At 45.5% G+C, this 26,655-nt stretch carries 28 protein-coding genes and 1 riboswitch; of the genes, 18 read left to right on the top strand and 10 right to left on the bottom strand.

Going from position 1 to position 26,655, the window contains the following annotated elements; genetic code table 11:
- The first annotated feature begins 27 nt into the window (after positions 1-27).
- The 8 genes from FTU54_RS02040 (at position 28) to FTU54_RS02005 (ending at position 6,045) form a co-directional block, all read left to right on the top strand.
- Positions 28-1,032 (top strand): adenosine kinase, encoded by a 1,005-nt coding sequence (locus FTU54_RS02040; protein ID WP_160243235.1) that lies wholly within the window; start codon positions 28-30, stop codon positions 1,030-1,032.
- A gap of 14 nt (positions 1,033-1,046) precedes the next feature.
- Positions 1,047-1,355, top strand: coding sequence for a Rieske (2Fe-2S) protein (locus tag FTU54_RS02035; protein WP_180045899.1), 309 nt, complete (start codon positions 1,047-1,049; stop codon positions 1,353-1,355).
- Between the two features lie 27 nt (positions 1,356-1,382).
- Positions 1,383-2,000, top strand: a complete 618-nt coding sequence (locus FTU54_RS02030) for an OB-fold-containig protein (protein ID WP_104489428.1) — start codon at positions 1,383-1,385, stop codon at positions 1,998-2,000.
- 691 nt (positions 2,001-2,691) lie between these two features.
- Positions 2,692-2,883, top strand: coding sequence for a cytochrome oxidase putative small subunit CydP (cydP, locus tag FTU54_RS02025; protein WP_005177663.1), 192 nt, complete (start codon positions 2,692-2,694; stop codon positions 2,881-2,883).
- Complete coding sequence (locus tag FTU54_RS02020) at positions 2,883-4,469, top strand: cytochrome ubiquinol oxidase subunit I (RefSeq protein ID WP_127799519.1); 1,587 nt, start codon at positions 2,883-2,885, stop codon at positions 4,467-4,469. Before cydP ends, FTU54_RS02020 begins: the two co-directional genes overlap by 1 nt.
- Entirely contained in the window at positions 4,466-5,611 is a 1,146-nt protein-coding gene (gene cydB / locus FTU54_RS02015; RefSeq protein WP_160241340.1) for a cytochrome d ubiquinol oxidase subunit II, read from the top strand. Before FTU54_RS02020 ends, cydB begins: the two co-directional genes overlap by 4 nt.
- 26 nt (positions 5,612-5,637) lie before the next feature.
- A complete protein-coding gene (cydX, locus tag FTU54_RS02010) occupies positions 5,638-5,739 on the top strand; it encodes a cytochrome bd-I oxidase subunit CydX (protein ID WP_002120988.1) in 102 nt (33 codons plus the stop codon).
- Between the two features lie 3 nt (positions 5,740-5,742).
- Positions 5,743-6,045: a cyd operon YbgE family protein gene (locus FTU54_RS02005; protein ID WP_005177656.1), complete on the top strand. Its 303-nt coding sequence runs from the start codon at positions 5,743-5,745 to the stop codon at positions 6,043-6,045.
- 363 nt (positions 6,046-6,408) lie between these two features.
- Here FTU54_RS02005 and aroC read toward each other — a convergent pair whose 3' ends face one another.
- From aroC to FTU54_RS01990, 3 genes are all read right to left on the bottom strand, one after another.
- Positions 6,409-7,500: a chorismate synthase gene (gene aroC / locus FTU54_RS02000; protein ID WP_016658184.1), complete on the bottom strand. Its 1,092-nt coding sequence runs from the start codon at positions 7,498-7,500 to the stop codon at positions 6,409-6,411.
- A gap of 14 nt (positions 7,501-7,514) precedes the next feature.
- Positions 7,515-8,525, bottom strand: a complete 1,011-nt coding sequence (gene prmB, locus FTU54_RS01995; RefSeq protein ID WP_045795711.1) for a 50S ribosomal protein L3 N(5)-glutamine methyltransferase — start codon at positions 8,523-8,525, stop codon at positions 7,515-7,517.
- 168 nt (positions 8,526-8,693) lie between these two features.
- Positions 8,694-9,071 (bottom strand): lysozyme inhibitor LprI family protein, encoded by a 378-nt coding sequence (locus FTU54_RS01990; RefSeq protein ID WP_257223312.1) that lies wholly within the window; start codon positions 9,069-9,071, stop codon positions 8,694-8,696.
- A 197-nt stretch (positions 9,072-9,268) separates the two neighbouring features.
- Between FTU54_RS01990 and FTU54_RS01985 the strand changes: the two genes are divergently transcribed.
- The 5 genes from FTU54_RS01985 to FTU54_RS01965 all read left to right on the top strand — a co-directional run bounded on the left by FTU54_RS01985 (position 9,269) and on the right by FTU54_RS01965 (position 14,463).
- Positions 9,269-9,574 carry a hypothetical protein gene (locus FTU54_RS01985; protein ID WP_005177647.1) on the top strand — a complete coding sequence of 102 codons (306 nt, stop codon included), beginning with the start codon at positions 9,269-9,271 and terminating at the stop codon, positions 9,572-9,574.
- Positions 9,575-9,739: 165 nt separating this feature from the next.
- A complete protein-coding gene (locus tag FTU54_RS01980) occupies positions 9,740-11,113 on the top strand; it encodes an AarF/ABC1/UbiB kinase family protein (RefSeq protein ID WP_005177645.1) in 1,374 nt (457 codons plus the stop codon).
- A 224-nt stretch (positions 11,114-11,337) separates the two neighbouring features.
- Positions 11,338-12,633 (top strand): acyl-CoA dehydrogenase family protein, encoded by a 1,296-nt coding sequence (locus tag FTU54_RS01975; RefSeq protein WP_180045872.1) that lies wholly within the window; start codon positions 11,338-11,340, stop codon positions 12,631-12,633.
- A 26-nt stretch (positions 12,634-12,659) separates the two neighbouring features.
- The gene (locus FTU54_RS01970) at positions 12,660-13,859 is read left to right on the top strand and encodes an acyl-CoA dehydrogenase family protein (RefSeq protein ID WP_180045874.1); all 1,200 of its coding nucleotides are present in this window, start codon (positions 12,660-12,662) and stop codon (positions 13,857-13,859) included.
- Positions 13,860-13,974: 115 nt separating this feature from the next.
- A complete protein-coding gene (locus tag FTU54_RS01965; RefSeq protein WP_104513276.1) occupies positions 13,975-14,463 on the top strand; it encodes a GNAT family N-acetyltransferase in 489 nt (162 codons plus the stop codon).
- Positions 14,464-14,554: 91 nt separating this feature from the next.
- Here the strand turns inward: FTU54_RS01965 and FTU54_RS01960 are convergent, their stop codons facing one another.
- Entirely contained in the window at positions 14,555-15,760 is a 1,206-nt protein-coding gene (locus FTU54_RS01960) for an alkane 1-monooxygenase (protein WP_168381374.1), read from the bottom strand.
- 193 nt (positions 15,761-15,953) lie between these two features.
- Here FTU54_RS01960 and FTU54_RS01955 point away from each other — a divergent pair, with 193 nt between their 5' ends.
- On the top strand, positions 15,954-16,892 hold the full coding sequence (locus tag FTU54_RS01955; RefSeq protein ID WP_016658191.1) for an AraC family transcriptional regulator: 939 nt from the start codon (positions 15,954-15,956) through the stop codon (positions 16,890-16,892).
- On the opposite strand, the gene lpxB is transcribed toward FTU54_RS01955, so the two are convergent.
- Entirely contained in the window at positions 16,882-18,051 is a 1,170-nt protein-coding gene (lpxB, locus tag FTU54_RS01950) for a lipid-A-disaccharide synthase (protein WP_168370481.1), read from the bottom strand. The genes FTU54_RS01955 and lpxB overlap by 11 nt on opposite strands.
- A 632-nt stretch (positions 18,052-18,683) precedes the next feature.
- Here lpxB and FTU54_RS01945 point away from each other — a divergent pair.
- The 3 genes from FTU54_RS01945 to FTU54_RS01935 all read left to right on the top strand — a co-directional run bounded on the left by FTU54_RS01945 (position 18,684) and on the right by FTU54_RS01935 (position 21,382).
- Positions 18,684-19,574, top strand: coding sequence for a sulfite exporter TauE/SafE family protein (locus tag FTU54_RS01945; RefSeq protein ID WP_016658193.1), 891 nt, complete (start codon positions 18,684-18,686; stop codon positions 19,572-19,574).
- Positions 19,575-19,701: 127 nt separating this feature from the next.
- Positions 19,702-20,793: a 3-deoxy-7-phosphoheptulonate synthase gene (locus FTU54_RS01940; RefSeq protein WP_005177632.1), complete on the top strand. Its 1,092-nt coding sequence runs from the start codon at positions 19,702-19,704 to the stop codon at positions 20,791-20,793.
- Positions 20,794-20,857: 64 nt separating this feature from the next.
- The gene (locus FTU54_RS01935; RefSeq protein ID WP_016658194.1) at positions 20,858-21,382 is read left to right on the top strand and encodes a protein tyrosine phosphatase family protein; all 525 of its coding nucleotides are present in this window, start codon (positions 20,858-20,860) and stop codon (positions 21,380-21,382) included.
- Here FTU54_RS01935 and ispF read toward each other — a convergent pair.
- Positions 21,370-21,858 (bottom strand): 2-C-methyl-D-erythritol 2,4-cyclodiphosphate synthase, encoded by a 489-nt coding sequence (gene ispF / locus FTU54_RS01930; RefSeq protein WP_180045876.1) that lies wholly within the window; start codon positions 21,856-21,858, stop codon positions 21,370-21,372. The two genes, FTU54_RS01935 and ispF, sit on opposite strands and share 13 nt — an antisense overlap.
- Before the next feature lie 97 nt (positions 21,859-21,955).
- Between ispF and FTU54_RS01925 the strand changes: the two genes are divergently transcribed.
- A complete protein-coding gene (locus FTU54_RS01925; protein WP_005177627.1) occupies positions 21,956-22,606 on the top strand; it encodes a hypothetical protein in 651 nt (216 codons plus the stop codon).
- Positions 22,607-22,620: 14 nt separating this feature from the next.
- Here the strand turns inward: FTU54_RS01925 and FTU54_RS01920 are convergent, their stop codons facing one another.
- The 4 genes from FTU54_RS01920 to fabZ form a co-directional block, all read right to left on the bottom strand.
- On the bottom strand, positions 22,621-23,529 hold the full coding sequence (locus FTU54_RS01920) for an AEC family transporter (protein ID WP_104488970.1): 909 nt from the start codon (positions 23,527-23,529) through the stop codon (positions 22,621-22,623).
- A gap of 242 nt (positions 23,530-23,771) precedes the next feature.
- Positions 23,772-25,022 (bottom strand): D-amino acid dehydrogenase, encoded by a 1,251-nt coding sequence (locus tag FTU54_RS01915; RefSeq protein WP_180045878.1) that lies wholly within the window; start codon positions 25,020-25,022, stop codon positions 23,772-23,774.
- A gap of 132 nt (positions 25,023-25,154) precedes the next feature.
- A riboswitch (glycine riboswitch) is annotated at positions 25,155-25,241 on the bottom strand.
- A 141-nt stretch (positions 25,242-25,382) separates the two neighbouring features.
- Positions 25,383-26,171, bottom strand: coding sequence for an acyl-ACP--UDP-N-acetylglucosamine O-acyltransferase (gene lpxA, locus FTU54_RS01910; protein ID WP_016658197.1), 789 nt, complete (start codon positions 26,169-26,171; stop codon positions 25,383-25,385).
- Complete coding sequence (fabZ, locus tag FTU54_RS01905) at positions 26,168-26,653, bottom strand: 3-hydroxyacyl-ACP dehydratase FabZ (protein ID WP_087662207.1); 486 nt, start codon at positions 26,651-26,653, stop codon at positions 26,168-26,170. The genes lpxA and fabZ overlap by 4 nt, the downstream gene beginning before the upstream one ends.
- Positions 26,654-26,655 lie beyond the last annotated feature (2 nt).

Genomic DNA, 26,655 nt, shown 5'->3' with positions numbered 1-26,655 from the left:
ATTTATTTTTTGATGTGATTGAACGACATGGCAACTGTTGACCTCTTTGCAATTGGTAATGCACTCATTGACCAGGAATTTCAAGTCTCTGATGACTTCCTTACTCAACAAAATTTGCAAAAAGGCACCATGCAGCTGACCGATGGCGAAACCCAAGCAAATTTATACAACAACTTACAGCAAACGCAAAGCTATAAAGGTCAAGCTTCAGGCGGTTCGGCTGCAAATACAACAGTTGCCTTTAGCGCATTGGGCGGTTCTGCCTTTTATGCCTGCCGCGTGGGCAATGATAACTTGGGTGAAATTTACCTGAACGGCCTGAATGATGCGGGCATTCGCACCACCGCAAAATCGGTCAGTGAAGGCGTAACCGGAACCTGTATGGTATTAGTCAGCCCGGATTCTGAGCGCACCATGCATACCTATTTGGGTATTACTGCAGAACTCACCGATGCACAAATTGACTTTGAACCCTTAAAAACCGCGAAATGGCTGTATATCGAAGGTTATTTATCGACTTCGGACAGCGCCCGTCAGGCGGTAAAACAGGCACGTGAAATTGCCAAAGCTCACCAGACCCAAATTGCCTTAACCTTATCTGACCCGGCGATGGTGCAATATGCACGTCAAGGTTTGGATGAATTACTCGATGATGGCGTGGACCTGCTGTTCTGTAACCAGCAGGAAGCCATGATGTATACCGGTACCGACACGGCTGAGGCCGCTTTGGAACAGCTAAAACAAAAAAGCAAATACGTTGTCATTACAATGAGTGCACAAGGCGCAATGATTTTTGATGGTCAACATACCTTTAGCGTTGCAGGCCGTCAGGTACATGCCATTGATGCCAATGGTGCGGGTGATGCTTTTGCCGGTGCGTTCCTGTATGCCTTAAATGCCAACCTTGGCTTTAAAGCCGCTGCCGAGCTGGCCATTTTAATTTCCAGTGAAGTGGTGTCACAATTTGGTCCACGTCTAGAGGTTGAACAGTACGCAACCCTTCTTCAGAGCTATAACAAGGAATGTGCCTAATGCATAAAATCTGCATGACCGAAGATATCCCTGAACGTGAAGCACGCTCGTTCGAGCTTCCAGATGGCGATACCATTTTTATTACCCAACGTGATGGCATGTTCTATGCCTATCAGAACCTGTGCCCGCATTTGCAGGTTGAGCTTGAATTTCTGGAAAACCAGTTTTTAGACCGGGATCAGGAATTTATTGAATGTTCGACCCACGGTGCGCTGTTTGTGGTTGAAACCGGGGAATGTATTTCTGGCCCATGCCAAGGTCAAGCACTTGAAAAAGTAAAGATTACCGTGCATTCTGATGGCGGAATTTACTTAACAGAATAATTTTAAGCCCCATCTGCAGGTTACGCCATGCTTGAGTTTGTATTAGACATCGACTTAATTCCTTTTCATTTAAGTCTGATTGCACTTGTCTTGCTCAGCCTGGCGGAAATTGTGGGGCATTATTTTAATCTCAAGCCCAGCGCGATATTCAAGCAGCTGTTTCCGCAGCGGCTGCTAGACTCGCCCTTACTCAATGTTAAATTCTCCAAACTGCTGATTTTCGTGTTTCTGCTCCTGAATTTTAGTGTTGCAGGCTATTTCCTGCAGTTTGCGCTCTATTCACAGCAGCAAAGTTTTGTTCCATCGTATTATCTGATTTTACCAGCGCTTATCATTGCCCTGTTTTTTACCGTGTTTATGATTCACTGTCTGGATCAGGTGATTAAACCACAAAAAACCATTCAGCATGTCAATTTGCTGGGCCGACTGGCCACCATTTCCAGTGGCAATGCCCGTCCCGGTTTTTCGGCTCAGGCCCGGGTTCGTGATGAATACGGCCAGCTGCATTACGTGCAGGTCGAGCCGGAATTTGGTGAACTAGAATTTCAGGCGCAAGTGATTTTAATCCGGCAAAAAAAATCCTATTACATTGCCAAGAAAATTTCCGCCTCGAACAATCTGTTCTATGGCGAAAGTAGCAGCTGATTTAAGCTCGCTCCTCTTTCAGCAGCAATTCCATCCTTACTTTGTCCAAGATAAAGCTACAACGCCGTGTATCTCGCAGCTTTCCCTTCTTCCTTGCCGTGTACATTCGTTCTTTCCGTTTAAGCTGCTCGATTCACTTTCTCTTGGCCTCAAGATCAGCTGTTCTGTGCATTATGACTATCTCTATGGTTGTTCGTTGTAGTTGTTCACTCTGCCCTCCACGTTGAAGACTAAAAAATTTTCCGTGTTGCTGCTTACTGCACTTTTATCGTACTTCATTGTGCATATTTGCTACAAATTGCTTCATTTTGGTGCTTGACTGTTTTCTGTGCAAATGCTTACACCTCAACCCTTACAGCCATTTTTTAACACCCGATTATTGAATAAAAGTTAAAAATTAAAAGCTGGAATTTTTAATAAAATCGTCAAAATTTTTAAATATAACTATTTTAGTCAGAATTAAATTTTAATTCACACCATTTTAGTCAGAATAATCATTATTATAAATACAAGCGTTTTAGTCAGGTTTTTAACCGGAATATTTTTGATTAAAAATTAAAAAAACTTTTTATAAGCTACTGTATTTTAATACATAAACAATATATTTTTATTTTAACTGTGCAGACTATTTATTTTTTGTATTATTTTGTTTAATAATATAAGACACAGTTTAAAAAACAGGCTTGTTTCTATGAGCTTAGTCCCGAAAGATTTGAACCGTCGCGTAACCCGAGAAATAGCAGCCATTTTAATAATTAAGGTTGTTATTTTAATGGCGATTAAAAATATCTGGTTCGATGCCCCTACCATTCCTGAAAATTTTGACTCTCAAGTTGCTGAGCGTATTGCCAGCAATCCTTCCCAAATCAAGGAGACACGTTGATGATTTCTGAAAGCGTGGTCGATCTCTCGCGGTTCCAGTTCGCAATGACCGCGATGTATCATTTTATTTTTGTTCCACTGACACTTGGTCTTGCTTTTATTCTGGCCATTATGGAAACCACCTATGTGATTTCCGGCAAAGAAATTTATAAGGACATGACCAAATTCTGGGGAAAACTGTTCGGTATTAACTTTGCTTTAGGGGTAACTACCGGCCTGACCATGGAGTTCCAGTTCGGTACAAACTGGGCGTATTACTCGCACTACGTGGGTGATATTTTTGGTGCTCCGCTGGCCATTGAAGGCTTGATGGCTTTCTTCCTTGAATCGACCTTTATTGGTCTGTTCTTCTTCGGCTGGGATCGTCTGTCCAAGGTACAGCACTTGTGTGTAACCTGGCTGGTGGCCTTGGGCTCAAACATGTCGGCACTGTGGATTCTGGTGGCTAACGGCTGGATGCAAAACCCGGTCGGCTCTGCGTTTAACTATGAAACCATGCGTATGGAAATGATTGATTTCGGTGCGCTAATTTTCAACCCGGTGGCACAGGTTAAATTCGTCCATACCGTTTCTGCCGGTTATGTTACAGGTGCGATTTTCGTTCTGGCGATTTCGAGCTACTACCTGCTGAAAAAACGTGACCTGCCATTTGCGCGTCGTTCTTTCGCGATTGCGGCTATCTTCGGTCTGGCATCTACCCTGTCTGTAATCTTACTAGGTGATGAGTCTGGTTATGAACTGGGCGATGTCCAAAAAACCAAACTGGCTGCGATTGAAGCAGAATGGGAAACTCACCCCGCACCGGCTGCATTTACCCTGTTTGGTATTCCAAATCAGGAAACCCAGACTACCGATTACGCGATTAAAATTCCGTATGTGATGGGTCTGATTGCCACACGTTCAACCACTGAAGAAGTGACCGGGATCAAAGACCTGATTGCCCAGCATGAAGTGCGTATCCGTAACGGTATGGTGGCTTATCAGCAACTTGAACAACTGCGTGCAGGTGACAGCTCACCAGAACTCAAAGCGGCATTTGATGAATCTCAAAAAGACCTAGGTTATGGCCTGTTACTGAAAAAATATACACCTAACGTGGTAGATGCGACTGATGAGCAAATCAAACTTGCTGCAGCAGACACTATTCCACACGTTCCAAGCTTGTTCTGGGCCTTCCGTGCCATGGTGGCTTCTGGCTTCTTAATGCTACTCCTGTTCGTTCTGGCAACACTGGCTGTAGCAAAACGTAATGCAGAAAACAAACCTTGGTTATTAAAATTCGCCCTGATTGCCCTACCATTGCCATGGATTGCTGCACAAACTGGCTGGTATGTGGCTGAAGTAGGTCGTCAACCTTGGACTATTGGTGAAGTTCTACCAACATATCTCTCTGCATCTAGCTTAAGTACTGGCGATGTATGGGGTTCAATCATTGCATTAGCATCGTTCTATACCGTACTGCTGATCATTGAAATGTACCTGATGATTAAATTCTCTCGTCTTGGTCCAAGCTCGTTACATACCGGCAAATACCATTTCGAAAAATTGGAAGCTGCCAAAAAAGCATCTGAGGAGACTCAAGCATGATCGAATATGAATTACTCAAAATCATCTGGTGGGTACTGGTGGGCGTACTGCTCATCGGTTTCGCCCTCACCGATGGTTTCGATATGGGCTCTATGGCGATCATGCCATTCGTTGGAAAAAATGATGAAGAACGTCGTGCGGCAATCAACACGATTGCCCCACACTGGGACGGTAACCAGGTCTGGTTCATTACTGCTGGTGGTGCACTATTTGCTGCATGGCCAATGGTGTATGCAACTGCCTTCTCGGGCATGTACTGGGCGCTGCTTTTAGTCCTGTTTGCGCTATTCCTGCGTCCGGTCGGCTTTGACTACCGCTCCAAGCTGGAAAACACTAAATGGCGTACTGCCTGGGACTGGGGTCTATGTATCGGTGGTGCAGTACCTGCGCTGGTATTTGGCGTAGCGTTCGGTAACATGTTCTTAGGTGTACCTTTTGAACTGGATGAGACTGTACGATCCAACTACACCGGCAGCTTCTTTGCCCTGCTTAACCCGTTTGCTTTGGTCTGCGGTATCGTGAGTCTGGCCATGCTGTGTGCGCATGGTGGTGCATGGTTAATGTTACGTACCGATGGTGCTTTACGCGAGCGTTCTGCCAAAGCCACCAAAATCAGCGGTATCGTGTTCCTGGTCTGCTTCCTGCTGGCAGGTGCATGGTTATACTTTGGTGGCATCCAAGGTTATACCCTGGTTACACCATATGACACCGGTAGCGTTGCAAACCCGTTAGCCAAAGAAGTGATGACCAATGCCAACCCGGGCTGGATGAACAACTACTCGGCTTACCCGATCACCATGATTGCACCAATTATGGGTATTCTTGGCGGTATCATTGTGATTCTGGCAGCCTCTAAAGGTAAAGCAGGTTTAAGCTTCACTGGTTCTGCACTGGCAGTAACAGGTGCGATTCTGACTGCAGGTTTTGCCCTGTTCCCATTCCTGATGCCATCGAGCATAGATCCTGTATCTAGCTTGACCATGTGGGATGCGGTATCTAGTCAAAATACTTTAACGGTAATGACTGTTGCAGCCTGTATTTTTGTGCCAATCATTTTGCTGTACACCACCTGGTGTTACTACAAGATGTGGGGCGTGATTACCAACAAACACATCAAAGAGAATTCGCATAGCCTGTACTAAGGCTATGCGCTAAAGGAGTAAAGATTATGTGGTATTTTGCTTGGATTCTCGGTATTTTGATGGCCTGTTTTGCAGGTGTACTGAGTGCGCTCTATATCGAGCATCATCAAGACCTGGATGAGGAATAAGTCATGACAGAGGTTGTAATGGAAACTCCAGTAATCGAAAAAAAACCGAATAAACTTGCGATGGTCATTTCTTGCTTATTGGCCTTTCCATTGGCAGCCGTGTTATTACTTCATCCAGCTGCCATGTTGGATGCCGATGGCAATTACAGCCACAGTGCCATGATGTATATAATGATTGGCATTTCCGGCGGATTTATCCATGGTGTTGGTTTTGTCCCACGTTTCTGGCTGTGGAAATGGCTGTTTAGTCCATTTGTGGCCTGGCCATTAATGATCTGGGGCTATTACACCTGGTTCTTTTCTTGATGAAACAAGCTCCCTTCGGGGAGCTTTTTAATTTCTGGGAGATCCATTCTGATACAAAATGGGATCAGCACAATTTCATCACAAGATGATTTCCCACATCCTTTAAAAAAGATCAGCCCGATCTCTTTTAAAAATTAAAATCTATTTTTATCCAACCCCGCTTTTTATTTATATCTGAATTGATGTCTATATGGATGCTTAATTTAAGGTGGTGATAAAGCAACCAATATTTAGATTCAAGCTCAATCAACTTCTGTATTTATCTCATTGATCGTGGTATTTTCTTAGGAAATTTCAAACTGATACAACCTATCGCCATAAAAAAAGCCGGACATTCAGTCCGGCTTCTTTAATCTGGGATAATTAAGGCTCAATCGGTGCAAATGGCGCCACCACATCGGCATTTTGTGCACGGTGACGTAAGAAATGATCCATCAGCACAATCGCCAGCATCGCTTCCGCAATTGGTGCAGCACGCACACCCACACATGGATCGTGACGGCCTTTGGTCAGTACATCGGTATCTTCACGGTCAATGGTAATGGTTTTACCCGGTGTGGTAATAGACGCCGTTGGTTTAAGCGCAATCGCCACACGAATGGTTTGACCACTGGAAATACCACCCAAAATACCGCCAGCATGATTGGCCAGGAAGCCTTGTGTGGTCAGTTCATCACGGGTTTCATGACCGAACTGTTCCGCCACGGCAAAACCATCGCCAATTTCTACGCCTTTAACCGCGTTAATCGACATCATGGCATGGGCAATATCGGCATCTAAACGGTCAAATACCGGCTCGCCCCAGCCCACAGGCACTTTTTCGGCCAGAATTTCCAGTTTGGCGCCACAGCTGGTGCCTTGTTCACGTAATGAAGTCACCAACGCTTCAAAACGTGGCACAGCATCGGCATCGCCACAGAAAAACGGGTTATTCGGCACTTCATTCCAGTCCAGCTTTTCCGCTTTTTCTGTACCAATTTGGGTCACATGACCACGAATCAGAATCCCGAATTTTTCTGCCAGATATTTTTTGGCAATCGCACCGGCAGCTACACGCATCGCAGTTTCACGGGCACTGGAACGACCACCACCACGATAATCACGGAAACCGTACTTTTGCGTATAAGTATAGTCGGCATGACCCGGACGGAAAGTCTGGGCAATGTTGCCATAATCCTTGGATTTCTGGTCGGTATTGCGAATCAGCAAGCCAATTGGGGTACCGGTGGTTTTACCTTCAAATACCCCAGAAATAATTTCAACCTGATCCGGCTCTTTACGCTGGGTTGCAAATTTGGAAGTCCCCGGCTTACGGCGGTCCAAATCGTGCTGTAAATCGGCTTCAGTCAGTTCCAGGCCCGGCGGTACACCATCAACAATGGCCATCAGGCCTACACCATGCGATTCACCACAAGTCGTGACACGGAAGAGTTGTCCAATACTATTACCTGCCATGTGCAACGACTCCTTTATGAATTAACAGATTGAATGAATAAATCGCGGTATTGACGGCACTGTGCTGCGGTTAGGGCAAAAATGCCTGAACCACCTTTCTGGAATTGTAGCCAGTGGAAATCGACGGTATTAAAGTTCTGTTTCATGGCCCATTCAGAGTTACCGACTTCAATCACAATCAGACCATCTTCGGTTAAATAGTCTGCGGCTTGGGCCAGCATTTTACGCACCAAGTCCAGACCATCCTGACCGGCAGCCAACGCCAGCTCTGGCTCATGACGGAATTCATCTGGCAGGTCGGCCATGTCTTCGGCATCGACATATGGTGGATTCGATACAATCAGATCATACTGATTTTCTGCTGGAATTTTAGAGAACAAATCCGACTCAAGCAGCGCCACCTGATACTGCATGTTGTGATGTTCGGTGTTAATGGCCGCAACTTCTAAAGCATCTTTAGAAATATCGGTCGCATCCACTTCTGCATCCGGGAAAGCATAAGCCAATGCAATTGCGATACAGCCTGAACCGGTACACATATCCAGAATACGACGTGGCATTTGCGGATTTGGGTTGGCTGGCAAGTTATTATTGGCTTCACCCATCTGGCCATTTTCATCCAGACAATATGGCGCAAAACGGTTTTCGATAAGTTCAGCAATTGGCGAACGTGGAATCAGTACACGCTCATCGACATAAAACGGCTTGCCATAGAAATAGGCCAGATTGAGCAGATAAGAGGTTGGCGTGCGTTCATTAATACGACGCTCCAGCAGACTTAAAAATTCCTGCTTTTCGCTCGGCAGTAATTTGGCATCCAGAATTTCTGCATCGGCATTCCAGTCCAGCGACAGGGTTTGTAATACCAACGCGGAACTTTCAGCAAAATAATCTTCTGTACCTTGACCTAGATGTGCATCATATTGACGTAATGCTGTTACACCAAAACGGATAAAATCACGAATGGTGACTAATGTTTCAGCGGCTTCCTGCAAATGTTCAGGGCTAATAGTCGGTCGATCCACCTAAGGTCTCTCCAGAGTCAATTTTTTAAAACGCCTTATGATACCTTGTTTTGTGCGCTTTTATAATGTCTCTGTGCGTAAAAGCCGGATTTCAATCTGATAAATTGATCTCAACTTTTACGGCCTTAGCCAGATTTGGAATAAAGCCCTGAAATGGTAAGTACAGGATTAACGGGCAATAAATTTGCTCTGATAATAATTGGCCTGATCAATCACCTGTGCCAGCGTACAACGCGATTGCTGCAATTTGGCAACATCACCGTTCATGCCCCGATAGCATTGCTGCTTTAAACGCTGCTCCCACAGCGCATGTTGCTGGGTAATATTGGCCTGATGTGCCCCACTGGCCCGATAGTAAGACTTATAGCTTTTCTTTAAGCGTTTTTGCTGCTGTTTCAGTTCTTTATTGACACATTTTTGCAAGACCGATGTTTGCCCATAAGCATGATTGCTACATTGAATATACTGTTTTGAATAACTTTCCTGCGCATAGGCCGAACCCGCCAGCAGCGCCCAGGCCATTCCCCCGATGAATGCTAAACGCATCATATTCCCCTTGCTGCCAAACACAGCGATCATCTTTGTTTTAATTTATGTAAAGCATATTACTGAACTTCAAGCAAAAAACCTATAGCGATGAACAGGATAGAATTTCCAGATCTTCACAATTTCCTGCCATTTTGCGATTGAATCTGCAAAAATAGACCTTATATTGACTATGAGACTCCCGTGAACCTGTTGATATGAGTTACAAACACAATAACCTGCTGGCCATGCGTCAAAACTACTGGAATGACAACGATTCACCGCGTGTCTTGCAGGAAAAACAGTTTTTACAGCAGATGCTGGTGGAACGCGGCATTTTTCAGGATGCGACTTTGGATGATGCCAAATATCTGTTCTTTAACCTGCCCAGCATTATTATTGTCAAAGGCTATGCGCATGGTTTTCTGCATGAATCGGTACAAAGCCTGATTTTAAAATACATTGATGAAAACAAGCAGATGCTGCAACAAAAAAGTACCCTCAAGATTAAATTCCGGATGTGAGTGAGCGAAATTGCATCTTTATAGATTTTGCTTAGGCTATTTCATAGAGAATGCAAAACTTAACTCGACATTCAGCAACTTGAACTTTTTTAATACGTTAAGACCCGTTAATATTCGTTAAACTATGACCTTTCTGCGAATTGCTGATTGAAGGATTAAATTTACATGTCAGATCAGAACGATAAGCTTAAACAATTGAAAACTTCCTCTATGGATCGACGCTTATCGATCGCGAAGGCATCGTTGCTGGCCGGGACACGTTGGGCCGCCTCCAGCGCCGGTTCAATCTTTTCCAGTGAAGAAGAAAAAGAAAAGAAACGCAAAAAAGCCATGAAAGAACAGGCCGATTATCTGGTCGCAGAAATTGGCAAACTGAAAGGCTCTATCGTTAAAATTGGCCAGATGATGGCGCTTTACGGCGAACATTTCCTGCCTGAAGAAATCACCCAAGCCCTGAATACCCTGAATAACCAGACTGTTGCCCTGGCCTGGCCTGCGATTAAAACCCAGTTACAGGACCAGTTAGGTTCCAAACTTAATGATCTCACCATTGACCATGAGCCTTTAGGTACTGCCTCTTTAGCTCAGGTACACCGCGCCACCCGTAAATCTGATGGTATGGAACTGGTATTAAAAATCCAGTATCCGGGTGTGGCCGATGCCATTGATTCGGATATGAGTCTGTTTAAAAACATGCTGAAACTGACCCGCATGGTGCCGCAAACCCGCGAATTTGATCAGTGGTTTGATGAAGTCCGCGAAATGATGCACCGCGAGGTCAATTATCGGATTGAGGCAGCCACCACACGCCGTTTTGCCGAGCGTTTAAAGCAGGACCCGCGCTATATCGTTCCAACCATTATTGAAGATTACTGTACCGATCAGGTGCTGTGCATGACCTTTGAACGTGGCGTACCAATCAACAGTCCGGTGATGCTGTCTTTACCACAAGAACGTCGTAACCTGCTTGGTGAAGCCTCTTTAGAAGTGGCTGTGCGGGAAATTTTTGAATGGGGCGAAATGCAGACCGACCCAAACTTCGGTAACTATCTAGTACGTCTGGGCAATGGCGCAGATGTACAGGATAAAATTGTGCTGCTGGATTTCGGTGCCATTCGCCAGTTTGATGACAACCTGCTCTCGGTCGCACGTAACCTGATTCAGGCCGGCTATCAGCATGACGCGGAGATGATGGTGAAAGCCATGACCGGTTATGAGTTTTTTGACTCCATTCCGCAAAGCATTAAGCCGGATATGGCCAAAGTCTTTTTACTGGCCACCGAAGCCTTTAGCAGTCCTGAAAACAACCCGGATTTACCAGCCGGTGTGATGGATGATCAGCATCGTTATGACTGGAAAAAAAGCCAGCTGCATAGCCGGGTGATGCAACAGGCCTCTAAATCCATGGCTTCACGTTATTTCAGTGTTCCGCCGAAAGAGTTTATGTTTATTAGCCGTAAATTTATTGGGGCTTATACCTTTATGACCGTGATTGATGCCAAAACCAATGTGCGCGACATGATCAAAAAATTCCAGTAAAGCCACACCCGACCCGAATGCAGCTAATGTCATTCGGGTCAATCCTCTCCCTTCCCCGCTCTTTCCAAAAATTAAAAATATAAACAGAAGCAACTATTTAGATTCCTGTTTCATCTTACAACAACCGTTTATCTTTGACAATTGAGTATGTCAGTTCTGACATGGTTTTTTAAACAGCCGCGTGTCAGCATAAAAATAATCACCCGCATGATGGAACAACAACAATGACCAATATGGTAAACAAGGCCCAAGGATTTGGACTGTCGCTGCTCACTCGGCTTGCCAGCAGCGAGGTTTTAGACCAGCTCAAACTGCGTAAATTTGTAGAAAAATCTTTATATCAGGGGGCCAAAGCCGGCTTTAAAACCTTAAGCGTGACCCAGAAAGCTTTTCAAAAGCACGATGATGTACCCAGACAGCGTTTACCCCATCAGCAAAAATCCCTGTTTGATTTAAGCCTGAGCGAAGAACAGCAAATGACGGTAGATACCATGCAGCAGTTTGCCACAGAGGTGCTTTATCCACTGGCGCATCAGGCCGATCATCTGGAACAGTTTCCCGAAGTGTTATGGCGACACAGTCAGGATTTGGGCCTGAATGATTATGCACTGCCGGAGGCTTTGGGTGGCGTGGCCAGCGAGCAGAATATTGTCACTAATATTCTGATGGCCGAGCATTTGGCCCGGGGTGATTTCAGCCTGACCGCAGGTTTATTATCGACCTTTGGGGTAATCAATGCCCTGATCCGCTGGGGTTCTGAAAGCATCCAGTCACGTTATCTGACCAGTTTTGCAGAAGATTCGGAACTGCGCGCCAGCTTTGCCGTGCAGGAAGCTACACCGGCTTTTGATCCGCTGCGTTTAAATACACAAGCCACTTTTAGCCAGGGCCAGTACTGGATTCAGGGTGAAAAAACTCTGGTAATGCTGGGTGAAACGGCGGACTTGTATCTGGTAAGTGCTGAATTCAATGGCCAGCCAGAAGTATTTGTGGTGAAACGCGACAGCAGCATTCGTGCACAAAAAAGCCCGGCAATGGGGCTGAAGGCCACAGAAACAGTCACCCTCAGTTTTCAGCATACCCCAGCCGAACGTCTGGGCGATGATGATTTTGACTATAGTGCTTTTATTGATTTGGGTAATTTAGTCTGGTGTGCCATGGCGGTTGGGTGCTGCGAAGCCGTGAAAGCCTATTGTATTGACTATGCCAACCAGCGCACGGCCTTTGGCGAGCCCATCTCACATCGTCAAAGTGTGGCTTTTATGATTGCCGATATGGCGATTGAAATTGATGCGATGCGCATGCTAGTGCTGAATGCTGCCAGTCTGGCCGAAGCTGGACAGGACTTTCATCGGGAAGCCTATCTGGCACGCTTATTATGTGCAGAAAAATCCATGCAAATTGGCACAAATGGCGTGCAGATTCTGGGCGGTCACGGCTTTACCAAAGAACATCCGGTCGAGCGCTGGTATCGTGATCTGCGCGCGACCGCGATTGTCCAGTCTGGCCTGCATGCCTAAATAACCATAAAAATAAGGAACAGCCCATGAATTTACAGAACCCGAAAAAATTTAAACTGCTGATTGATCAGGCACATGAAGTCGCCCTAAATGTCCTGCGTCCAATTTCACGTAAATACGACAAGGCAGAACATGCCTACCCGAAAGAACTGGATATGCTAGCCTCAGTGGTCGATGGCATGAATGCCGGTGGTGATGGCATGAACGCCGGCGCTGCAGTGAATAAACGCGGTGATACCGCCAGTGGCAATAAAAACGGCGTCAATATGTCCACCGCTTTAAGTATTGTCGAAATGTGTTATGGCGATACCGGCCTGTTGCTGAGTATGCCGCGTCAGGGACTGGGGAACTCTGCCATTGCCGCAGTGGCCAATGACGAACAGTTACAGCGTTTTCACGACACCTGGGCCGCCATGGCCATTACCGAACCCGGCTGCGGCTCCGATTCAGCGGCAATTCGCACCACAGCGGTCGCAGATGGCGATGATTATATTCTGAATGGCGAGAAAATCTTTGTGACCTCGGGTGAACGCGCCGATGCCGTGGTGGTCTGGGCCACACTGGATAAAAAGCTTGGCCGTGCGGCCATCAAGTCTTTTGTGGTACCGAAAGGTACACCCGGCATGACCGTAGAACGACTGGAACATAAACTCGGGATTAAAGCCTCGGATACTGCAGCCATCAGCTTTGTCGATTGCCGGGTGCCGGCCAGCAACCTACTTGGCAATGCCGAGATTGATGTCTCCAAAGGCTTTGCCGGGGTGATGGAAACCTTTGACAACACCCGTCCTTTGGTCGCGGCCATGGCCATTGGCTGTGCCAAAGCATCCCTGGAACGGATCAAGCAGATTTTTAAACATGAGCTAGATGAGCATTATCAGACCACCTATTTACACAGCTCCCAGATAGCCGCGCAGATTTATCGCATGGAAGCCGAATGGGAAGCAGCGCGTTTATTAATGCTTAAAGCTGCCTGGATGGCCGATAACAAGCAGCCTAATTCCAAAGAAGCCTCAATTGCCAAAGCCAAAGCTGGCCGTGTCGGGAATGAAATTACCCTGAAGTGTGTAGAACTGGCCGCCGCTGTGGGCTATAACGAAGATGAACTGCTGGAAAAATGGGCGCGCGATTCCAAAATCCTGGATATTTTTGAAGGCACCCAGCAAATTCAGCAACTGATTATTGCCCGACGTGAACTGGGCAAAAGTTCCAGTGAACTTAAATAAGATACCGAGTACAGCATCAAGCGACATTTAAAGTCCAATAGATGTACCTCAAATCTGCTCAAGAGATGAATATTTAGTGATAAAATTCATCTCTTTATCTTTTAGCACTGCGCTTATGTATTTTTTACGCCCGATTCAAGCCCAAGATAATCCTGCACTGGCCCGTATTATTCGTGAGGTTTCCAAAGAATTTGGACTGGCGCCGGAATCCGGTTTTGCCGTGGCCGATGCTGCGGTCGATGATTTATATGCGGTGTATTCACAGCCACACGCACAGTATTGGGTCGTTACCAATAATCAAGGCGACATTTTTGGTGGTGGCGGTGCTGCGCCTTTGCAGGGTGATCCAAGCCGCCTGGAAATCCAGAAAATGTATTTTCTGCCAGCAGTACGTGGCTACGGATTTGCCAAACAGATTCTGGAACACGCTTTTGACTTTGCCCAGCAGGCCGGTTTTCAGTCCTGCTATCTGGAAACCACAGCATCACTGTGGCAGGCAGTGAAACTCTATGAAAAGCTCGGTTTTGTACATTTGTCTGCCCCACAAGGCCAGACCGGTCATAGTCATGCCTGTGAAATCTGGATGGAAAAGAGCGTTAAATGAACATGAATCTGGGTAACATCAACCGCCTGCGTACAAAAAAGCCCTACTCACCATAGGGCTGACTAAAACAGTCGAATGGATTTTTCTATACTTAATCTGCCTTCAGGCCGAACTTTTTAAACAGGCTTAAACGGCGTTTCGGCTGGATATTGGCTTTGTTTAAATCACCTTTATAATGCTTGAACACGCGTTTATCCATCATTTTAAACCATAGCGGTGGAATCAGCGCCGGCAGCAACATACTGGCATAACCGCTTGGCAATTCAGGCGCTTCATCAAAATGTCGCAAGGCCTGAAATGGACGGGTCGGATAGGCATGATGATCGGAATGACGCTGTAACTGATATAAAAACAGATTGGTGACAATATTATTGTTGTTCCAGCTATGTTCCGGCTGGGTACGCTCATATTTGCCCTGCGCATCTTTTTGTCGAAGCAAGCCATAATGCTCAATATAATTGACCAGTTCAAACAGGCTGATGGCATAAAAGGCCTGCGTGCTTAAATACGGCACAATGCCTTTCCCAAAGCTGGCCAGCATTCCGGCATGAAACAGCGCACTCATGCCCCAACCTTGTAGCAATTCATTGTCTTTGGACCAGAAATTCTTGCCTTTGCGTTTTAAACGCTGGGTTTCAATTTCAATTGCCGATTTAAACGAGCCTTTCACCGTACGTGGCCAGAACTCATAAAAGGTTTCGCCCATACGGGAAGACGCCGGATCTTCTGGGGTTGCAGCGCGTTTATGATGCCCATACGGATGTTCAATCCGGAAATGGTTATAACCCGACGGCACCAGCGCCAGATGCGACAGATAATGCTCCAGTTTGGAGGATTTATGGCTCAGTTCATGTGCAGTATTAATCGCCACCCCATTAACCAGTCCCATCGACGCACCCAGAAAAATTTTATCCAGCAGCGAAGTCTCTTTACGTGAGACCAGATAGGCCGCATAAATATTGGCGATATACTGCAAAGGAATAAAACTTTTTACCAGACGGGAATAATACGGGTCCTGCTCCAAGAGCTTGACCTCTTCCGGGCTTGGATTGTGCTCATCTTTACCAACCAGAGTATCAATGCTGGGAATAATCACATGAATTAACAGTGGTCCACCTAGAGCAAATACAGTTTTAAATGGTTTCGGTGCAAACTGGTAACCGGCCAGAATCCCAATACCCAAAACCGGTAAAAATGGGCTAATCAGCCATAAATAACGTTTTTTATCTAAAGCCAGACCGGATTTTCCAAGTAAAAATTGCTGTTGTTGTTCTGTGAGCTGTAGCGGAGCATTCATTGCCTGCACTTCCATCCTGCTTAACTTATCTATATATTTCAGCAAACAAGCCACAGAGAACAGTTGCAAACGTCCAAAAAAGCTATGTAAACGTCTTTGGCCCACATTGCCTGAAATTGGCCTTTCATCACACGATAAATTCAGGCTTAATGACCAAATAGCTAAGCTCGAAATAAGAAGATATCAACCCGGTATGGATGCTTTAAGTAAAATTTTTGATGATATTCATCTCAACAAATCTGAATTTATCTATTTGAATCCACAGGGAAACTGGGCATTTCAATATCAGGATCACAGCGCCATTATTGCCTATGTGGTACTAAGTGGTGAATTATATCTGGAATTATCGACCCAGCGTCAGGTCTATGCGCAGGCCGGTGATATTGTGCTGATTCCTTCCGGCGGTAGCCATGTTGGCAAAAGTAGCACGCAACTGGAGTGGCTAGATGCCCTGGATATTAGTGACCTGTTTCAGCAGAAACGCCAGCAGACCATCGAGTTTGGTGAAGCATCCGGTGAAAAATCATTTATTTTAGCCATGCACGGCACAATGGACAGCATTATGGCCAAGCCGCTGTTAAATGCCTTGCCGGACTATATGCATATTCATCATATTATGAGCAGCACCGCCCCGGAATGGTTGCAAATTGGCTTACAGTTTCTGGCAGTAGAAAGCCATCAGATCCGGCCCGGCCGCGATAAAATTCTTGATCATCTGATCAGTATTTTATTTATTGAATGTGTGCGTGATTATATTGCCCAGCTGAATGATTCTAATAACTGGCTCAGTGCCCTGACCCATCCGGAACTGTCCAATGCTTTAACCGCCATTCATGGACAACCGGAAAAAAGCTGGACCGTCGAAACCCTAGCCGAACAATGCTGCATGTCGCGCTCAAAATTTGCCAATCTGTTTGCCCAGATTGTTGGCGAATCGCCACTGGCCTATTTGCAGCAGCATCGCTTAAGACTGGCGGCTCAATATTTACGTCATGGCCAGCTCTCAATCCAGCAAATTGCCTATAAAGTTGGCTATTCTTCTGAAACCGCCTTTAGCCAGACTTTTAAAAAACAGTTTGCCCTGACCCCAAGCCAGTACCGGCAGCAGTTTCAGCAGGCTCTTATAAAATAGCCAGAATCGCCGCTACCGGGTCTTCACAATTGCCGGATAGCAGCTGTTTATGCATGGTACGATGTTGCATCACCTGAATTTGTGCAGCTTCGATATGCATCAGCTTTTCAATTTCATGCGCCAGACGCTCTGGTGTAGCCTCTTCTTGAATCAGCTCTTCAATGACTTTTTTGCCGGCAATAATATTCGGTAGCGAGTAATACGGAATTTTAACCAGCAGTTTGGCAATCCAGTAGGTAATCCGGTTGAGCTTATAAAAAGTCACCATTGGACGATGCAATAACATCGCTTCCAACGTTGCAGTACCTGAAGCCAGCGCAACAATATCCGCTGCATTCATGACCTGACGGCCAATTTTTGATTCTGTATCGGTATTTTCCAGCAGACTAACCCGTGATCTCAGATCAGCAGCACAATGCTGTAATAAACTTTCAATCTGCTGTTTACGCGCATCGTTAATGGCGGGAATTAAGAAGTGATAGTTTGGATATTTCGCAGCCAGAATTTCAGCGGCTGCCAGAACCAATGGCCCTAAACGCTCAATTTCACCACGACGACTACCGGGCAATAAGGCAATATGCTTTTGCGAAGCTTCCAGCCCCAGTTCCAGTTTGGCATCGGCCAGATTATTATCGACAGGCAACTGACTCGCTAATGGATGCCCGACAAAGGCAGCCGGAACCTGCCATTTTTGATAAAAGGCTTTTTCAAATGGAAATAAACACAGCACCAGATCAATATTGGCTTTAATGCCATGAACACGACCCTGACGCCACGCCCAGACCGAAGGACTAACATACTGCACGGTTTTAATGCTTGGACTTTTCTGCTTCAGGCTTTTCGATAAACGCAGGTTAAAGTCCGGCGCATCAATCCCAATAAAAACATCGACCGGCTCCTTGACCCACTGTTCAACCAATCCATCACGCACGGCAAACAGCTTTTTAATGTCTTTTAAGACTTCAACAATGCCCATGACCGACAAAATATCCATCGGATAATAGCTTTTAAAGCCTTCAGCAATCATTTGCGGGCCGCCAATACCTTCAAATTCAGCCTCAATGCCTTGCTCACGAAAACGGCGGATCAGTCTGGCACCCAAGGTATCCCCAGAAACTTCTCCCACCACAATGCCTATTTTCAGTTTTCGTTTTTGCAAGACCTTGCTCCTTCAATTGCTGCGTGGAATTTTAACATATTCTGCTTGAAGTGACTGTAACGACTGTTTGTTCTGAGCCGAGAAAAAATTCAGGTTTTTCTATATTTTAACTGCTTTGTTTTTATACAGCATGACTATCAGGTTTGATTGATGATGCTGTGCTGGGCTCATTCATTTATTACGCTTTCACCGCTTTATTTCACTCTATTCCACCTGACTTGCAGTTTCATGACCATTAACTGCTTTTTATCATGCTGAAAGATTGATCAAATAAAATCCAAAACCCCAACACATGTCATCCCTATGTAATGATACTGAATACACAAATAATAATTTTAAAGTGAAATTTCCTGCTATTTTTAATCTTTTTATCTTTCCATTTTGCTGCGCTGTCATCACAAAATCCGTCTATTCGGCCCTGCACATCCTGATCTTTTTACTAAAAAATCCCCTTTTTTTCAGCTTTAAATCCAGCAGATTTCAGATAGATCTACTCCACGCTGTTTCACTATAAATGTTGATCTTTTTCTCATCTTTAGCATTTTTTAGAATAAGCAAATCATTAATCATGCCAACGACTTATATCCGAAAGTCATAAGATAAGCACGTTTTTTGATGTATGGCATATCCCCATGTTTGGTGCAGTTGAGTTTATTTTGGCAGGTGTTTTGGTTGGCTTCTGTGTAGGTGTGACCGGTGTAGGCGGTGGTTCGTTAATGACCCCGATTTTAATCAGCCTGTTTAAGATTGAACCGCACATTGCCATTGGTACCGATCTGCTCTATGCCGCAATTTCCAAATTCTGTGGTTCACTGGTCCATGCCAAAAAAATGAATATCGTCTGGCCAATTGTCATCTGGCTGTCTGTCGGCAGTATCCCGGCGTCTTTTGCAACGCATTGGGTACTCGACAACTATTTAAGCCAGTCCACGCATTATAAAGCTGTGCTGACCATGGTCTTGGGCTTTATGCTGACCCTAACCGGCATATCTATTATTTTCCGCAGCCAGATTGAAAAATTTTTCAACAAATATCGCAAACATGAATTGCCAGATATGACTCAAGACCTGGAAAAGGTCGACCTGAAGGCCACCAACAAGCGCGCGATGATTGTGGTGATGGGAATTGTCCTGGGTGTGTTCGTCACCCTATCTTCGGTGGGTGCAGGTGCCTTCGGCATTATGGCGCTGGTGCTAATGTTCCCGAACTTGCCAATGATCCGCATTATCGGCTCCGATGTGGTCCACGCAGTCTTACTGACCTTTGTCGCCGGTATGGGGCACATGACCTCGGGCAATGTCGATTTTGAACTGCTGATGTGGTTACTGGTCGGTTCTATTCCGGCAATTGTGGTCGGTACTTTAGTCAGCTCACGCCTGCCTGAAAAAATTATCCGTAAAGTGCTGGGCATTACCCTGTTCGCGCTTGGGGTGAACTTTATGCTGAACCCGGTCAAATCCAAACCGGCACAACCAGTTGAAGCGGCGATGGTGGTGAGCGCTGAAAAAACATCGCCAGTTTAATTTATCTCTGCGATTCATCACTTTTTTTTCAGTAATCTATTGATCTTTTTTATAACAATAGGCTGCTATATTCGTGTTATATTCAGGCTATTAAACAATCTTGTATACGATTAAACCAGTGACGGCAATGAACACTTTACAGTCTAACCCTATTACACCTTCAGATATCGATGATGTGAATATTAAAAGCATCCAGCCACTTGTGACCCCTGCTGAACTCAAAGCAGAACTTCCACTGACTGACTCTGCTTATCACACCGTACTGAAAGGTCGTGAAACCATCCGCAATATTCTTGATGGTAAAGACAAACGTCTGTTTGTGGTCATTGGGCCTTGCTCGATTCATGATCCTGTGGCAGCACATGATTATGCAGACCGCCTGAAAGTGCTGAGCGAAAAAGTAAAAGATACCTTATACATCGTAATGCGGGTGTACTTTGAAAAACCGCGTACGACCGTGGGCTGGAAAGGTCTGATTAACGACCCGGACATGAATGACTCTTTCAATATTGAAAAAGGTCTGCGTATTGGCCGTAAACTGCTGCTGGAACTGAATGAAAAAGGTCTGCCTTGTGCCACTGAAGCACTGGACCCGAACTCTCCACAGTATTATCAGGATCTGATTTCCTGGTCAGCGATTGGTGCGCGTACCACAGAAAGTCAGACTCACCGTGAAATGTCTTCTGGCCTGTCTTCACCGGTTGGCTTTAAAAATGGTACCGATGGCGGCTTAACTGTTGCGACCAACGCAATGCAGTCTGTAAAACATGGTCACAGCTTCCTGGGGCTGAACGAACATGGTCAGGTGTCGGTAATTCGTACCAGCGGTAACAACTATGCGCACGTGGTATTGCGTGGTGGTAATGGCAAGCCAAACTATGATGCCGGTTCAGTCGCCGATGCAGAAGCAGCGCTAATTAAAGCCAAAGTCAGCACCAAAATCATGATTGACACCAGTCATGCCAACTCCAACAAAGACCCGTACCTGCAACCACTGGTCTTAAAAAACATCACCGAACAGATTTTAGATGGCAATAAATCAATTGTCGGGATTATGGTCGAAAGTCATTTGAAAGGCGGTCGTCAAGATATTCCTGCAAATCTTTGCGATTTGGAGTATGGTAAGTCTGTTACCGATGGATGCATCGACTGGGAAACCACTGAAAAATCCCTGCTTGAGATGCATGAAGCATTGAAAGAGGTTTTAGCCAGCCGCTAAAACTGACTCAAAAACGCCATCGTCAAGATGGCGTTTCCATTTCAGTTGCAGGAAATTTTATCTGATGAATGAAATTGAAACCGCTTTAAGCCAAATTGATCACTTTCAGTTTGTGCATGAACACCTGTACACATCCGGCCAGCCGAATGCGGAACAGTTACGTCAGATTAAAGAATATGGCATTACCACTGTGGTTAATGTCGCACTGAGTGATGCCGAGCAGCATCTAGCCAATGAAGATAAAATCTGTCTGGAACTGGGCCTGAACTATGTACAATTACCGATTTCTTGGGAAACCCCATCTGACGCCCAGTGTCTGCTGGTTTTAGACCTGATTGATCATCTGGTACAGGATCAGATGGTCTGGCTACACTGCGGCACCAATCAGCATGTCAGCAGCCTGATGTATTTGTATCGTCAGTATTATATGAATATGGACATGCCAACCGCGCAAGAAATGTTGCACCAGATCTGGGAACCGAATGAAACCTGGACCGGTCTGATTCACGCTGTTGCCTTACAACTTCAGGGCCGTAAAGCAACCCAGGAACTGCAAATTTCCTTAATGAAAACCGATCACTTTGCGTGACAAATTAACACCGTAGCTGTAGCCAGAATTCCTTCCTGACGTCCGGTAAAGCCTAATTTTTCCGTGGTGGTGGCTTTAATGCTGATTTGAGTCACATCCACATCCAGCACATCAGCAATACTCTGGCGCATTTCCAGATTGTGCTTGGCCAGTTTCGGGCGTTCACAGGCCACGGTAATGTCGGCATTATTCAGCAAATAACCGCGGTCTAAAATCAGCTGATAAACATATTTCAGCAACACCCTACTGTCAGCGCCCTTAAATTCAGGATCGGTGTCGGGAAAATGCTGCCCAATATCGCCCAGTGCCAATGCACCCAATAAGGCATCGCACAGTGCATGCAAAATCACATCCCCATCTGAGTGGGCTTTCAGAGCATGGGTATGTGGAATTTTAACCCCGGCCAATGTCACAAAATCGCCTTCTTCAAAGGCATGTACGTCTATTCCCTGCCCAATTCGTATTTGTGCAACCATATTCAACTCCTTCAGAAATAAACGATTGAAATCTTGTATTCACAGTTTCTCTTTCGCTATAGTTAGCTTACGCAAGCTAATGAAAGTATAAGCGATCATGCTGTTGAAAACCGAGATGAATCTTATAAAAATCATTGGAACCCTGTTGTTTTTGGGCGCCGCGGGCACCCCGCTGTCGCATGCACAGAAAATCAATTGCGAGCAGGCCAACACGCCTGCTTTCAATAAAATCTGCCATGCCGATTTACAGGAGATTCGTGAGCAGCTCAATGATCAGTTTCTGACGGCTTTTCTGGTGACTGATGCCCCGCTGCGTATTCTGCAAGATACCCATCAGCTCTGGTTTAAACGTGCGCAGCAGTGTAAAACGACCGAGTGTTTTAAACAGCAGTTTGAAGCGCGTCTGGATCAGTTAAATTTCTTTAGCTCGATGAACCAGAGCATGACCCAGCATTATCTGAAATTTGAACAGGGACAACTGGCCAAGCAGCCGGTACATTTGCAGATTCATCAACTAAATAAAGACAGTATTAAAATTGAAGGTGTGGCCTATCGCAGTCCAAACAACAAGCTAGACACCCAAACCATTTCCTTACTGGCCTATACCTCACCGCAGCAAAAGCAGCATATTATTGATAATGAACATGACTGCAATTACCAGCTCGACTTCCAGAAGGCTTATTTAGCCGTGCGTACTGAACAAAAAGGCTGCGAGCGTTTTAGCGGTATTTATCGTCTGTATGATTAAAACCTGACAGCGCTTTACATCACCCACCACAAAATCAATGGCAAACTGAACGCCGCACACACAGTCTGCAGGCTAATCACACTGGCCATCAGCTGGCTATCTCCCCCCAAAACTTTGGTCAGAATATAAGCCGATGAGGCCGTCGGTAAGGCAAAAAACATCACCAGAATCTGGGTATGTAGGGCCGGCAGATTCAATGCCAGACAGGTCGCCAACGCAATCATCGGCATCAACAGCAAGCGTCCAAAAGTGTTTAATAACAAGGTCCGCAGATCTTTACGCAGCCCCTGAAACTGTAATGCTGCACCAATACACATCAAGCCCAATGGCAAACTGGAAATGGCAATCTGTTTTAAATAATTTTCAAAGCCAATCCATAAGCGTAAATTCAGCAGATTAAACACCCCGCCTGCAATACAGCCTAAAATTAAGGGATTTTTCAACAATGATAACAGGATGGATTGCAAGCGCATCCCTTCTGAATTGGTCAGAGCCAAAACCGAAAGCACATTGACCAGAGGAATGCAAAACACCAGCAGAATAGCAAACAGCGCCATACCTTGCTGATAAAACAAAGACGCCGACAGTGCTAAGCCGATATAGGTATTAAAACGCACCATCCCTTGCATATACACACCGAAACGCGCCGCTGCAGTGCCATACAGCGCCTTTAAAATATATAACAAACAAACCGCAATCAGCAGGGTCAGACCTGCTCCCAGCATCATGTGGCGAATCTCACTGGCCTGAATTTCAGCATGCGCCAAGCCCAAAAACAGCATCACCGGGAATAGTAGATAGTAGTTGAGCTTTTCTGCACCGTGCCAGAATTTATCTTCCAGAAACCTAAAGCGCTTGAGTACATAGCCCAACGCAATCAGAAAGATTAAAGGAAATAGCGCAACCAGAATTATATTTGCCATCGTTTATCCATACATATCGCGGTCTGCCCAGGAGGGCAGCATCTCAATCCATTTTTTAATGGCAGTTCAAAATCTTAAAACGAAAATATTTTATTTAAAGCCTGAGTATAAGCCAAATAGCTCATTGAATTGACAGCGATTTGCGTTATTTTGATGAATTTATTTTGCCAGAACCCGGCAGATGATCAGCATCTCTCCTAAAGCCCTGTTACTTTAAAACAGAGCTCAACTGAATGTTCTCATTACCCGGTCACCGGATAATGCTGCGCAATTTCCTGACTAATCATCAGTGCTGTCGCCGCAGATAAGGTCCAGCCCAGATGCCCATGGCCGGTATTATAAAATACCCGTGGATGCTGGCCCTGCCGAATCACCGGCATCATATTTGGCATCATCGGGCGTAAACCTGCCCACGGCACCACGCTTTCAGTTGAAATATCAAAATTCCGCTGTACCCAGCGCACCAGTGGCTGAATCCGGTCATGGCGAATATCGCGGTTATAGCCATTAAATTCGGCTGTTCCGGCAATCCGCAGCCGATCTGCGCCTAAACGAGAGGTCACAATTTTGGCACTTTCATCTAGCAGACTGACCCAAGGCGCCTGCTTCTGGCTCTGCTCATCCTGTAAATTGACGGTAATGGAATAGCCTTTGACCGGATAAATATTGACCCGATCACCTACCTGTCGCGCCAATTGATAACTACTCACACCGCCGCAAATCAGCACGGCATCGGCATGTAAGGTTTCTACCATCGGCTGATCTGCCAGAGGATCTTCAATGGCTGGCCGATAACTCAGCTGTACCTGCTGGGCGTTTAGCTCAATATCCTGAACATCCCGGCCAAAAATATAACGTACACCCTGCTGCATGGTGACTTGAGCCAGCCCCACCGTGAATTTATGAATATCGCCGGTGGCATCTCCCGGGCAATAAAAACCCGCATAATACTGTCCGGTTAAACTTGGTTCAATCTGGCGGATTTCATCCAGACTGACCTGATAACGCTCCAGCCCGCCCTGACAGAGCAAATCATTGACCCGAATTGCAAAGTCAAAATCCGCTTTATTATGATAAAAATGCAAAATTCCACGTTTTTCCAAATTGAAATCAATCTGTTCCTGTTCTGCAATTTCAAATAAACGTTTGCGTGCCAGAAGTGCCAGGCGCACTGTTTCCTGGGTATTGTGTTCATAATGGCGAATATTGCTTAAGAACTCGATCAGCCAGCCATACTTATGCAGATCAAATGCAGGATTTAATAAGAGCGGCGCCGACTTTTGCGACATCCATTTCAGGCCTTTCAGTACAGTGGCTTTCTGATTCCAGACTTCTGCATTACTGGCTGATAACTGGCCACCATTGGCATACGATGTTTCCATCGCCGGGTATAAATGCCGGTCAATCACCGTGACTTGATAGCCCAAACGCATCAGCTCATAGGCTGAAGTGACCCCGGTAATTCCTGCACCAATGACAACAACATGCGGCATAAAACGCTCCTTGGAACAGCTGTTCCAGACGTGATGCCCCATCTGTCAGGGTACCTGAGAGCTTCGATTGAACTGATGTTCAGCCCAACCATCCCCTTCGGTGAGCACTGCGCGTGCTTCTCTCCAGATTTTTGAATTATTACGGTCCTTTTGCCTGAGAGTTTCCGGGGTCGTTGCTCCTTCGGCGAGCACCAAGTGCCGCTCTCCCGCAATAATTTTTATTGTATAGCTTGAATATGAGCAAAATCCGGGCCAAGCACGAGTAGAAATTTGTATCTGATGTTCAAGAAACCTCAAAATCTGGATATAAAAAAACTGCCCCAATTGGAGCAGTTTTTTGAATCAGCTTCAAACAGCGTGTTAGCGTACAATCCCGCGTTTAGACTGTTCTAGTGAATCAATTAAACGCTGTGCTTCTGGCACTTCTGGCAGAATCTCTGCACGGATTTTCTGAATGGCTTCTTCAGTGGTTAATCCTGATTTGTAAATCAGTTTAAAGGCGTCCCGTAATCCTTGAATCACATTTTTCGACCAGCCTTTACGACGCATACCTTCAATATTCATAGCAAAAGCATGCGCAGGATTACCCGAAACCATCACATAGGCCGGTACATCTTTCAGAATTAAAGATGCGCCGCCAATCATGCTGTAAGAGTCAATTTTACAGAACTGATGAATACCCGAGTTTCCACCCACCACCACATAATCACCGACATGCACGTGCCCTGCGACACCAACATTATTAGCAAAAATATTGTGATCACCCACGATACAATCATGTGCAATATGTGTATTGACCATCAACAGGTTGTGGCTACCAATTTTAGTGATGCCTTTGTCCTGAACCGTCCCGCGATGCAAGCTGGAATGTTCACGAATCAGGTTATAGTCACCAATTTCCAGCCAAGTTTCTTCACCCTGATATTTCAGGTCCTGACAGACTTCGCCGACACTTGCGAACTGGAAAATCTCATTATGCTCACCAATACGGGTATAGCCACCCACCACCACGTGTGAATGCAGCTTTGTACCCGCACCAATGCTGACATTCGGACCAATAATACTATAAGGTCCAATTTGCACATCAGGCGCAATGACTGCAGAGGAGTCAATTATAGCGGTGGGGTGAATGAGGGGGTTATTGCTCATGCTTGCTCTGTTTTCTGATGCGAAATCATAATTTCCGCGGTTGCTGCAACAATGCCATCGACCGTGGCGATACAATTATATTTGTAAATACCACGTTTCTGCATTACTAATTCTGATTTTAATACAAGTTGGTCGCCTGCAACCACTTGTTTTTTAAATCTAACTTTTTCGGCACCGGCAAATAGGAATAATGCACCCGCAGTCGGTTTCTGATTATTCATAATAAAGCCAAGCACGCCTGAAACCTGTGCCAGCGCTTCTACAATCAACACCCCTGGCATAATTGGATATTCAGGGAAATGTCCTTGTAAAAACTCTTCATTAATCGAAACGTTCTTATAACCCACAATCCCGTTGTCAGTTACATCAACGATTCGATCTACCAATAAGAATGGATAACGATGTGGCAAATATTCACGGATGGTTTGAATATGCATTGGCAATTCAGGTTTCGTAAATGTTGGGGTATTCGACTCAGTCATCA

It is taken from the genome of Acinetobacter sp. YH12116 (genome assembly GCF_013418895.1).
In the GTDB taxonomy this organism is placed as follows: domain Bacteria; phylum Pseudomonadota; class Gammaproteobacteria; order Pseudomonadales; family Moraxellaceae; genus Acinetobacter; species Acinetobacter indicus.
This window is presented reverse-complemented; position numbering and strand designations above follow the sequence as displayed.

Bases quoted from the DNA above. Each gene is read 5' to 3' on its own strand.
- FTU54_RS01970 (WP_180045874.1), top strand. From the start codon at position 12,660: ATGAATTTACAGAACCCGAAAAAATTTAAACTGCTGATTGATCAGGCA.
- FTU54_RS01960 (WP_168381374.1), bottom strand. From the start codon at position 15,760: ATGAATGCTCCGCTACAGCTCACAGAACAACAACAGCAATTTTTACTT.
- ispF (WP_180045876.1), bottom strand. From the start codon at position 21,858: ATGGTTGCACAAATACGAATTGGGCAGGGAATAGACGTACATGCCTTT.
- cydX (WP_002120988.1), top strand. From the start codon at position 5,638: ATGTGGTATTTTGCTTGGATTCTCGGTATTTTGATGGCCTGTTTTGCA.
- FTU54_RS01980 (WP_005177645.1), top strand. From the start codon at position 9,740: ATGTCAGATCAGAACGATAAGCTTAAACAATTGAAAACTTCCTCTATG.
- FTU54_RS01940 (WP_005177632.1), top strand. From the start codon at position 19,702: ATGAACACTTTACAGTCTAACCCTATTACACCTTCAGATATCGATGAT.
- FTU54_RS02005 (WP_005177656.1), top strand. From the start codon at position 5,743: ATGACAGAGGTTGTAATGGAAACTCCAGTAATCGAAAAAAAACCGAAT.
- cydB (WP_160241340.1), top strand. From the start codon at position 4,466: ATGATCGAATATGAATTACTCAAAATCATCTGGTGGGTACTGGTGGGC.
- FTU54_RS01925 (WP_005177627.1), top strand. From the start codon at position 21,956: ATGCTGTTGAAAACCGAGATGAATCTTATAAAAATCATTGGAACCCTG.
- FTU54_RS02020 (WP_127799519.1), top strand. From the start codon at position 2,883: ATGATTTCTGAAAGCGTGGTCGATCTCTCGCGGTTCCAGTTCGCAATG.
- FTU54_RS01920 (WP_104488970.1), bottom strand. From the start codon at position 23,529: ATGGCAAATATAATTCTGGTTGCGCTATTTCCTTTAATCTTTCTGATT.
- FTU54_RS02035 (WP_180045899.1), top strand. From the start codon at position 1,047: ATGACCGAAGATATCCCTGAACGTGAAGCACGCTCGTTCGAGCTTCCA.
- fabZ (WP_087662207.1), bottom strand. From the start codon at position 26,653: ATGACTGAGTCGAATACCCCAACATTTACGAAACCTGAATTGCCAATG.
- cydP (WP_005177663.1), top strand. From the start codon at position 2,692: ATGAGCTTAGTCCCGAAAGATTTGAACCGTCGCGTAACCCGAGAAATA.
- FTU54_RS01945 (WP_016658193.1), top strand. From the start codon at position 18,684: ATGTTTGGTGCAGTTGAGTTTATTTTGGCAGGTGTTTTGGTTGGCTTC.
- lpxA (WP_016658197.1), bottom strand. From the start codon at position 26,171: ATGAGCAATAACCCCCTCATTCACCCCACCGCTATAATTGACTCCTCT.
- aroC (WP_016658184.1), bottom strand. From the start codon at position 7,500: ATGGCAGGTAATAGTATTGGACAACTCTTCCGTGTCACGACTTGTGGT.
- FTU54_RS02030 (WP_104489428.1), top strand. From the start codon at position 1,383: ATGCTTGAGTTTGTATTAGACATCGACTTAATTCCTTTTCATTTAAGT.
- FTU54_RS01985 (WP_005177647.1), top strand. From the start codon at position 9,269: ATGAGTTACAAACACAATAACCTGCTGGCCATGCGTCAAAACTACTGG.
- FTU54_RS01955 (WP_016658191.1), top strand. From the start codon at position 15,954: ATGGATGCTTTAAGTAAAATTTTTGATGATATTCATCTCAACAAATCT.
- FTU54_RS01965 (WP_104513276.1), top strand. From the start codon at position 13,975: ATGTATTTTTTACGCCCGATTCAAGCCCAAGATAATCCTGCACTGGCC.
- FTU54_RS01935 (WP_016658194.1), top strand. From the start codon at position 20,858: ATGAATGAAATTGAAACCGCTTTAAGCCAAATTGATCACTTTCAGTTT.
- FTU54_RS01915 (WP_180045878.1), bottom strand. From the start codon at position 25,022: ATGCCGCATGTTGTTGTCATTGGTGCAGGAATTACCGGGGTCACTTCA.
- FTU54_RS02040 (WP_160243235.1), top strand. From the start codon at position 28: ATGGCAACTGTTGACCTCTTTGCAATTGGTAATGCACTCATTGACCAG.
- FTU54_RS01975 (WP_180045872.1), top strand. From the start codon at position 11,338: ATGACCAATATGGTAAACAAGGCCCAAGGATTTGGACTGTCGCTGCTC.
- FTU54_RS01990 (WP_257223312.1), bottom strand. From the start codon at position 9,071: ATGCGTTTAGCATTCATCGGGGGAATGGCCTGGGCGCTGCTGGCGGGT.